Source organism: Streptomyces sp. NPDC005706 (genome assembly GCF_040631045.1).
In the GTDB taxonomy this organism is placed as follows: domain Bacteria; phylum Actinomycetota; class Actinomycetes; order Streptomycetales; family Streptomycetaceae; genus Streptomyces.
Genome location: NZ_JBEXYS010000069.1, coordinates 1 through 2,343 on the forward strand (window position 1 = coordinate 1; position 2,343 = coordinate 2,343).

At 70.3% G+C, this 2,343-nt stretch carries 1 protein-coding gene; it reads left to right on the forward strand.

Annotated elements, in window-relative coordinates; all coding sequences use genetic code 11:
• The coding region (locus tag ABZ478_RS39200; protein ID WP_359557569.1) for an amino acid adenylation domain-containing protein at positions 1-2,343 on the forward strand (2,343 nt) is incomplete at both ends.

A 2,343-nucleotide genomic window follows, 5' to 3' on the forward strand; every position in this document is an offset into this window, starting at 1 on the left:
GACTGGAACGCCGATGCGCACACATCACCCGAGGCGTCCGACACCACACTGCCCGATCTGTTCGCGGCGCAGGCGGCGCGCACACCTGAGGCCCCCGCCCTCACCTTCCGGCGATCCACGCTCTCGTACGCCGAACTCGACGAGCGCTCCAACCGGCTCGCACGGCACTTGATGGCGTGTGGGGCTGGACCGGAGAAGTTCGTCGCTCTTGTGATGCCGCGTTCTGCGGAGCAGATCGTGGCGCTGCTGGCCGTGGTCAAGTCGGGGGCCGCGTACGTCCCGATCGACCCAGAGCAGCCGAGGGAGCGGATGGCGTACATGCTCACGGACGGCGCGCCGGCCCTGTTGCTGACCGTCGGGGCCGTCGCGGACCGCCTGCCCGAGACGTCGGTGGAGCGGATCCTGCTGGACGCTCCGGAAACGGTCCGTGCAATCGGTGTCCTGTCCGCGTCCGGCATCAGCGCCGCCGACCGGCCCACGGCGCTGCTCGCGGACAGTCCCGCGTACGTCATCCACACCTCGGGTTCCACCGGGGATCCCAAGGGCGTACTCGTTTCCCACCGCAATGTCACCCGGCTGTTCACCTCGGCCGCACAGCGGCTGTCCTTCGGGCCGGAAGACGTGTGGACGGGGTTCCATTCCTACGCGTTCGACTTCTCGGTGTGGGAAGTGTGGGGGCCCCTGCTGCACGGCGGGCGCCTCGTCGTGGTCCCGCGAGACGTGACCCGCTCGCTCGCCGACTTCCTGCAGCTCCTGGCCGACGAACGGGTCACGGTGCTCAGCCAGACCCCGTCCGCATTCTACGAGTTGATGAGGGCGGACGAGGAGGAGCCGGCGCACGATCCGTGGCACACGCTGCGGTACGTGGTCCTCGGCGGCGAAGCTCTGGACTTCGGACAGCTCGGCAGCTGGTACGCGCGGCGTACCGGGCAGGCTCCGACGCTGGTCAACATGTACGGCATCACCGAGACGACGGTGCACGTCACCGAGTTGGCGCTCGATGCCGAGACGGTGTCCGCGCGGACGGCCGGCCTCGTCGGCCGCGCGCTTCCCGATCTTCGGGTGCACGTGCTCGACGACTCCCTGAACCTGCTGCCCCCCGGCGTGCCCGGTGAGATGTACGTGGCCGGACCGGGCCTGGCCCGCGGCTATCTGGGCCGGCCCGGTCTGACGTCCGAGCGGTTCGTGGCCGACCCCTTCGGTCCGGCGGGGTCGCGGATGTACCGCACCGGTGACATCGCCAGGTGGAACACCGACGGGGTCCTGGAGTACACGGGCCGCTCCGACGACCAGGTCAAGGTCCGAGGGTTCCGCCTCGAGCTCGGCGAGGTACGGGCCGCCCTGGCGTCCCGCCCCGACGTCGCGCAGAGCGTGGTGGTGGTGCGTCGCGACCGCCCCGGGGACACCCGTCTGGTCGCCTATGTCGTCCCGGCAGGACCGTCGCCGGACCCGGCGATGCTGCGCGCGTACCTCGCCGAACGCCTCCCCGAGTACATGGTGCCGTCCGCCGTGATGGTGCTCGACCGCCTGCCCCTGACGGTCAACGGCAAACTGGACCAGAAGGCGCTGCCGGTACCGGACTACGCGGCGGCCGCGGACGGCCGTGCTCCGCGCACCCCGCAGGAAGAGGGGCTGTGCGCTCTCTTCGCCGAGGTGCTGGGGGTGGAGAAGGTCGGTGTCGACGACAGCTTCTTCGACCTCGGAGGGCACTCCCTCCTCGCCACCCGGCTCGTCAGCCGCATCCGCACGCAGCTGGGGGCGGAGATCCCGATCGCCGCCGTGTTCGAGGCTCCGACCGTCGCCGCTCTGGCGCCGCGCCTCACGGACGACGGCACGGCGCGACCCGCACTGGTGCGCATGGCGCGCCCGGACGTGGTTCCGTTGTCGTTCGCGCAGCGTCGTCTGTGGTTCCTGCAGCAGTTGGAAGGTGGCTCGGCGTACAACGTGCCGATGGCGCTCCGGCTCAGGGGTGAGCTGGACGAGGAGGCGCTGCGCGAGGCGCTCGGCGATGTCATGGGCCGGCACGAGTCGCTGCGCACGGTCTTCCCGGAGACCGACGGTGAGCCTGGTCAACTGGTCCTGGAACCCACGGATGTGCGTGTGGCGTGGGAACGGCGGCACGTTCAGGAGTCACAGCTGCCGCAGGTCCTGGACGCGGCAGCGGGACACGTCTTCGACTTGTCCTGCGAGACGCCGGTGCGAGCCTGGCTCTTCTCCGTCGGCACGGGCGAGAGCGTTCTGCTGCTGGTGCTGCATCACATTGCGGCTGATGGCTGGTCCATGGGTCCGTTGGTCCGTGACGTCGTCACGGCGTATACGGCCCGTGTGGGGGGTGTCGTGCCG